Raw genomic sequence first — 6,702 nt, 5'->3', positions numbered from 1 at the left:
GCGTCCAGGGTCACCCACAGACAGAAGTCGACAAGCCGTCACAACCGGTGCTCAGCAAGCGAACCCGCCCACCTCGGCACTTCTCAAAGACCCTGCCGCTACCTCGGTGGGGTCGACGCCCGCGTTGAGCCACGTCGACAGCGCCGAGTGCCGGAGGTCGTACTGCCGACTCGCGAGCGGCGAGACCGCGACGGCCGGCGGAAGCGCCATAAGCCGAGCCTCCTGCCACACGCGGTAGTAGGTCGAGGACGGGACGACCGAACCCTTCTCGCTGAAGAAGAGCCGCCCGTCGTCCGCCGTACCGAAGGTGGCCAGGTGTTCACGGAGCACGGCGACAAGGTGCGGCGGGATGGGCACCCGCCTGACGCCCTCGGTCGGTCGGTTCTTCAGCCCCCGGTCGTCGTGGGTCTCCCCCGAGTCGGTCCACTGCTTGCCTACTGACGGACGGGTCCGGTGGAGCAGCGCCGAACCTCAGCCTTGTTCGGGAAGGTTCAGATCCGTTTCGGCGAGGCCGACCGCTTCCGCCGACCGGAGGCCACCGAAGTACATGGCGGCGAACAAACCCACGAGGCGACGCCCACGGGCACGCCGGTACCCGCCCACGTAGGACACTGCCGCCATGAGATTGCGAGCCTGCTCCGGGTTGGCGACAACGCGAGGATCAACCTGGCTGGACACCTTCGGCTTCTGCCAGCGGACAGCCGTAATGGGGTTCTCGCGCTGCTCCCCCAGGTCGACCGCGTAGTTCGCGGCATTCACGAGCGTCCGACGCTTACGCCGCACGGTCTCCGCCGCCGCTGCGGAGCCGTCGAGCTTGAGCTTCAGCGAGTCGAGCGCTGCACGCGCCGTCGCGGGTTCAGCGAGATCGGCGAGCGGCCGCGACGCCTTGACCACCCAATGAAGAACGTTCCGCACGTCGCCGGGAACGTCCCGGACGGCAGGCGTCGGCAACACGAAGGCCCAGTTGCGCAGCGCCTTGCGGATCGCCTCGTCAACCGGCCGCCCAGCGCGCTCGCCAAGGAGCTCCACCGTCACACTGGTAAGCGATTCGTTGATGCCGTCCCGCGTGTTGGGAGCGACATGCGGCCATTTCATCGCGAGGTACCTGAGGGCGAAGTCGTACCACGACACGGCCGACTTCTGCTCTTCCATCGAAGCCGGAAGGCCGGATACCGAGTCGAACTCCTCACCCTCGCGCATCGCACGCATGAGCTTGGTGCGGTAGTGATCGGCAAGCGCCTTGGTTCGGAAGGACTCCGAGAAGAACGTTGCCCGCCACGGACCACTGGACACCATACGAAGGCGTCTTGGTGTCGCGCTTACGGACCCCCCAGACCTTGACATCGAGAGACTTCACGCCGCCTCCAACTGCCGCAGCCTCGTGGCGAAGTCACTCCGCCATACCCGGAGCTCTCCGTTCGGAAGCTTGAATGCCGCCGGTCCACTGTCTCCCGGCCTCCCTCTTTTTCTCTCACCGTTCGCGTGTCGTAGCCACGTGCCCAGGGCGAGGGGCACGTGTGCTTCCTCTTCTGTTCCCACCGCTTCGTCGCGGCCGAGGTGCACGGCTCCGACTCAAGGGGAAAGCGCCGCTTACAGCGGCACATCAGGTAAGGCATAACTAGTCCACAAGAGAGGGGCGCCCTTCAGGGGACACGCCCTTGCTGAAAACAGTTGGGGCACCCTCGATGGGGTGCCCGTAGTGGTGCTGTCCGCCTGGCTCTCCGTTCCTCCGCCGGGGGTGATGAGTGTCTACATAAAAAGCGGTTTGGGGAATCCGCAGGTCACTGGCTTAGGCGTAGAACTAATAGTTCCGTAGCAGGCAGACCGGGGAACTCTTCCCTTTGCGGCCATCCCGCACACGGGACGGCGGCAAAGGAAATAGATGGACGGAGCGTGCGGAAATCTGCGCGATGGATTCAGCCGCAGTGGGTGGCACCGGTCGTGTAATGGGCATTGGTCCCATTCGGGGCCGTAATGCTCCCGCCGACGGAGATGCACCGCCCGGCTGCACTCACCGACACGGGCCCCGCGTACTGGGAGTACTTCGTCGCTGAGCTGGGGGGGTCCTGTACGTACGGGTCGGAGACGTCTGTGCACGACGCCCCCGGCTTGTACCCAGCAGGGCACCTCCCCAGCCACACACCCTTATAGGTAGGCGTGCCGTACCCTCCCGCCGAGGTCGCCACGTTCACCGCGCAGTTCTTCCCCGACGCCGAGTCGTAGAACAGGTGGATGGTCCCGTACGTCACCGTGCCGTACTTGAGGGCGTACGAATCGATCTCGACGCCGGCGCAACCGTACGATGCCTGCGCGGCGGCGTGGGCGGACGGAGACGTGAAGAACAGGCTGCCCGCTGCCAGCACCATTCCACCAACTACCGACGCAATTCTCTTCATTCCCGCTCCTCCTGCTGAGTTCCGATGCGGTTAAAGAATGGCATCGCGTGATCTTCAGCGCCAAGGGCGCCTTCGCATGGCTAGTCTCACAGTGTGGGCAGGTTTGGGAGGGGGCTACTCATCGAATGGGGTATTTCGCCGGGAGGTCAGGAACCGGCGTGTGGGCGGTTTTTATGGCCTTGACGTCATGTCATGTCGCCGTCTTCTTCGAGTGCAAGTGAGATCTTCGCGTTGGCGGCTTCCTCGTGCCCGTCGATGCAGCCGTGGTACCGGCGGCGGGTCACCTCGGGGGAGTTGCCGACCCTCCGGGCCACCTCGGCGATCGGCACCCCCGCGTTCAGCCACCGCGTAATGGTGGGCCCGGAGGATGGCGACCAGGACGGGCGGGATAGGCACCGGGCGGTCGCTGGTCGCCCCCGCGCCTTCAGGCCGCGGCGGTCGTGCCGCTCGCCTGAATCGGTCCACTGCTCGCCGGAAACGGTGCGTGTCTCCCGCAGCGAGAGCGTGCCCCAACCCGTCTCCGGCAGGTGGCAGTCAGACCGCCTCAGCCCGACCGCCTCAGCGGGCCGCAGTCCCGCGTAGTACAGGACCGCGTAGTACAGGACCGCGTAGAAAGCCGCCAGGCGCCGCCCGGGGCAGCGATCCCATGACCCGACGCAGGAGACAGCAATGAGCAACTGCTGGACCTGTACGGCGTTCACAAGGACGCGGCGGTCCACCACCTGATTGGAGCCGACGTGCTTCCGGCGGGCGCGCTGAAGGGGGTTCTTCGGGAGCTCCCCCACGACCACGGCGTGTTCGAGAACGGTATTCAGAGCGCGGCGCCGCCGCTTGTACGTGTCGCCTGCGGCAGGGGTGCCGTCCAGCTTGTAGCTGAGGCGGTATAGCACATCCTCGAACACCTCCGGGTCGGCCAGATCACCCAACGGCCGGTCGGTCGTCGTGACCCAGTCGTACGCGGCCTTGAGTTCGGCCGGCGGGTCCTCCCCCGCGTTCGCGGGCACGATCCCCCACCGGAAGGCCAGCCGAAGCGTCTCGTCGTCAGGAGCACCGTCCCCACGCTTGACCATGGCGAGCGTCACGGCCGCAAGGCCGTCCGCCATGCCCTTGCGGGTCTTGGCCGCGCTCGTGCGCCACCGCCCAGCCATGTACTTCCGGCAGAACTCGAACCATCGCAACGGCGGTTCGGCATCGCTGCTTCGGCGGCTTCGGCCGCCGTGCATACCTCGGACTCCGGCAGTCCCGGTTCGATCTCGAACGCTTCACCGCGCCGGTTCATGGCCTGCCACAGCTCGGACCGTCGGCTCTCCGCGAGAGCCGACGTGGTGAACGTGTCGCCGTGCACCTGCTCTGCGACCACCCACCGGAGGCCCCATGGGCGGGACTTGCGCCCGGCGCTGGTCACCTACCGCAGCTTGACGCTCACAGACCGTGCTGGTCCATCAGGCGCATCAGGTTCCGCTTGCGTTTCTGGGCGGTGCGCAGGGCGGTGACGTACACCGCGAACTCGTCCTCTGTGCCCAGGCGGCGGTGACAGTCGCGGATGCTCAGCTGCAGGGCGACGAGCTGCTCGTAGACCGCGTTGCCGGTCTGCTTGGTCAGCGGCTCGGCCAGGCGCAGGTAGACGCCGAGCGCGTCGGCGGGACGGTCGGCCCGCGCCTGGTCGGCGAGGGCGAGCCACTGCCGGTCATGAGTGCTGGTTCGGGTAGCGGCCTGCCAGGCGGCGTCGACGTCCTTGTCGTCGAGCAGGGCATCGACCAGGACGGCGCCGCCGTACCAGCCCTGCTGCCGCCGCTCCGCGTCAGCACGCAGCAGGGCAAGGGCTCCTGCGCGCTCGGCCGGCCAGCAGTCCGCGGCCCGCGCAGCGGCGCGCAACTGCTGATACGCGGCCAGGGTGCGGCGGGCACGGAAGTGGTCGCGGCGCAGGGCAACGGCATCCGACAGACGATCCGCCTGGGTGTAGCGGTCGCAGAGGTAGTCGACGAGGGCGGTGTCGACATCGGAGAGGTCCCGGGCTTCCCGGATGCCGCGTTCTGCCCAGTTCAGGGCCTCATCGGCGCGCCGCGCGGTGTCCAGCTCGCGGGCGATGACCAGGTGCGTGTGGCCGTTCGGTGAGAGGTCGGCCGCATGCACGGCGACCACCGCGTCGACATCGCCTCCCGCCTTGGCCAGACGCTCCATCAGGTATTTCTCCGCGCAGCCGCGACGGTTTCCCTGCCATGCCTCGACCGCCGACTTCCGCAGGACTGCCATTCCCTCTTCACCGAGGACATCCTCATAATCGAGCGGATCGATGTCGGTCAGACCGTCGTCGATGTCACCGAGCGCATGGCCGACCAGCCAGCGCGCGAGCTCCTCGGAGTCGGGGCGTGCCGCACGGCACGCGTCGAGGTGGGCCTCCGCGAGGTCTGCACCGATCTGCCCGAGCCAGCCGTCCGAGTCGTCGACGCTCTCGACTGCCTCGGCCAGCAGTCGCATGCTCTCCCGCGCCAGGGTGATCGCGTCGGCGGCCCGGCCCGAGCCGGTCAGTGCGCCGATCGCGGACACCGCCTGTCCGGCCTGGTCGGCGTAGGCGCGGGCATCGGCGTACTCGACGTAGCCGTACTGCGCGAAGGGCCCGATGTCGAGCAGATCGCGGATACGGGACCGGACCGCGGCAAGGTCTCCGCGGGCGCTCGCGGCCCGCAGCTCCAGGCGGCGCCGCAACTGCCGGTCCTCGTGGATCTGTTCCCGTAACAGAGCGAGCAACTCGTCCTTGGACAGAGCGGACAACCATCCGTCGAGGTCCCGCGCGCGCTCCCGGGCCGCCTTCCGCTGCCGCGGCAGGCTCTCCCGCCGGGCGAGCACCGTCAGGCCGAGGGCGACCAGGTGCTTGCAGAAGTTTCCCTCCAGCCCGTACGGGCAGTCGCACTCGCCGGCAGGCCCGCCTGGTCCGTCCAGGGTCAGTTCCACCTCGTACCGCTCCGTGCCGTGAACGGTCGCGGTGACCCAACCGTCACCGATCTCGACCCCGGACACCGCGTCCAGGTACCCGAGGCCACGTTCGAAGGAACGGGCACCGGCCAGCTTCTTGAGGTTCGCCTCGGTAAGGCCGCGCATGGTTCTTTTCCGCCTGCTGTGTTGGTGCAGTTGATGCTTCCACCAGCCTAGGGGGTCCGGAAGTGCGAGCGGCGGCTTCGGCGGCTTCGACCTCCAACTCGGCCCGGTGCCGGGGGCGGCCGATCATGCGTGGAGTTCACGGTTCTCGGCGGCCGCCCCGAGAACGATGACTCGCCCAATGCTCGGGCTGGCTCTCGCAGCCCACCAGCGCCGTCAGGCTCCTGCCCGCGGCCCCTGCCCCAGGCCGGATCGCCTTCGAGTAGACCGGGCAGACCGGAGAGTTCCTCCGGTTCAACCGGCACCGGTCAGCGCCGCCCCGGCCTCATCCACCGCCTCGGCCACCACGGCCTCCGGTGACAACGCCACTCCCCTGTCTGCAGGATTCCGTCCCGAGACCACCGCGCGGCTGAGCTCGAGAGCGACCCCACACCGCCCGTGATCGCCCCGCAGGTGCAGGTCAGCGCCGTGCGCACGGCCAACCACGTACTCCATGCCTCAGCGTCTCTCCGCTACTGCCAGGCGCGGACCAGATCTTCAGATCCCCAGTGGGCCGCAAGCGGCAGACTGCCGCCCACACCGCTGCGGGACACCGGGACCAGCGGCGTGTCCAGCCCTGCACAGGGCACCGCGAGCACGTCCCGAGCCAGGGCGTCGTATTCACGCCGGCCGAACGGCTGGGACTCCAGCCACAGCGACAGCTCACCCGCCACCAGCAGCGGAGACAGCGGATTCGCCACCGCCTCGTGCAGGAAGTCCGCCCGGCCCACGCCTGGCCGCCACGACTGAACGATTTCCGGAAAGCCTCCCGTTCCCGTGATCAGCAGCGCGTCCACAGCGTCCGCCGCATCCAGCCCGGTCATGGCCTGCACATCGCCCAGGTGCAGCGGCCGTACGGTCGTCTTCGCCGCCCTCCCGAAGAACGGGCGGCCATACGACTGCAGCGCCTCCATCATCGGCATGTCGCTGCCGACCAGGATGAGCAGGACCGGCTTGGCGGACAGGTGGCGGTCCCAGACAGTCTGCAGAGCTCCCTCGAACTCCGGGTCCTGCTCCACCAGCCACGGCACCTCGTCAATCACCGCGATGCTCGGGACGTCGTCCGGAACAGCGACGGTCGTGTCCCTTCTCGTGGTGTAGCCGATCATCCGGCGGTTGTGTTGGGGGTGTTGGGTAGTGCGGGGGCGCTTTCGGGGCGCTCGGCGGGGTA

Annotated in this window: 6 protein-coding genes and 1 pseudogene; all 7 read right to left on the bottom strand. The window is 68.1% G+C overall.

The annotated features are described in order from the left end of the window. Positions 1–51: 51 nt before the first annotated feature. Positions 52–330 (bottom strand): hypothetical protein, encoded by a 279-nt coding sequence (locus ACIOWN_RS34305; RefSeq protein ID WP_401984445.1) that lies wholly within the window; start codon positions 328–330, stop codon positions 52–54. A gap of 141 nt (positions 331–471) precedes the next feature. Beyond that, entirely contained in the window at positions 472–1,296 is an 825-nt protein-coding gene (locus ACIOWN_RS34300; protein WP_401984443.1) for a hypothetical protein, read from the bottom strand. A 57-nt stretch (positions 1,297–1,353) separates the two neighbouring features. Next, a pseudogene (locus ACIOWN_RS34295) lies at positions 1,354–1,443 on the bottom strand (excisionase); the annotation flags it as partial. Positions 1,444–1,916: 473 nt separating this feature from the next. After that, on the bottom strand, positions 1,917–2,396 hold the full coding sequence (locus tag ACIOWN_RS34290; protein WP_362358066.1) for a hypothetical protein: 480 nt from the start codon (positions 2,394–2,396) through the stop codon (positions 1,917–1,919). Between the two features lie 185 nt (positions 2,397–2,581). After that, positions 2,582–3,619: a site-specific integrase gene (locus ACIOWN_RS34285; RefSeq protein WP_401984442.1), complete on the bottom strand. Its 1,038-nt coding sequence runs from the start codon at positions 3,617–3,619 to the stop codon at positions 2,582–2,584. A gap of 199 nt (positions 3,620–3,818) precedes the next feature. Then, the gene (locus ACIOWN_RS34280) at positions 3,819–5,495 is read right to left on the bottom strand and encodes an SWIM zinc finger domain-containing protein (protein WP_401984441.1); all 1,677 of its coding nucleotides are present in this window, start codon (positions 5,493–5,495) and stop codon (positions 3,819–3,821) included. Between the two features lie 509 nt (positions 5,496–6,004). Beyond that, the gene (locus ACIOWN_RS34275) at positions 6,005–6,640 is read right to left on the bottom strand and encodes an ATP-binding protein (protein WP_401984439.1); all 636 of its coding nucleotides are present in this window, start codon (positions 6,638–6,640) and stop codon (positions 6,005–6,007) included. Positions 6,641–6,702: the final 62 nt, after the last annotated feature.

Source organism: Streptomyces sp. NPDC087787 (assembly GCF_044743035.1).
Lineage (GTDB): Bacteria > Actinomycetota > Actinomycetes > Streptomycetales > Streptomycetaceae > Streptomyces.
The sequence above is the reverse complement of the archived record's forward strand: the minus strand, read 5'-3'. Positions and strand labels throughout refer to the sequence as shown.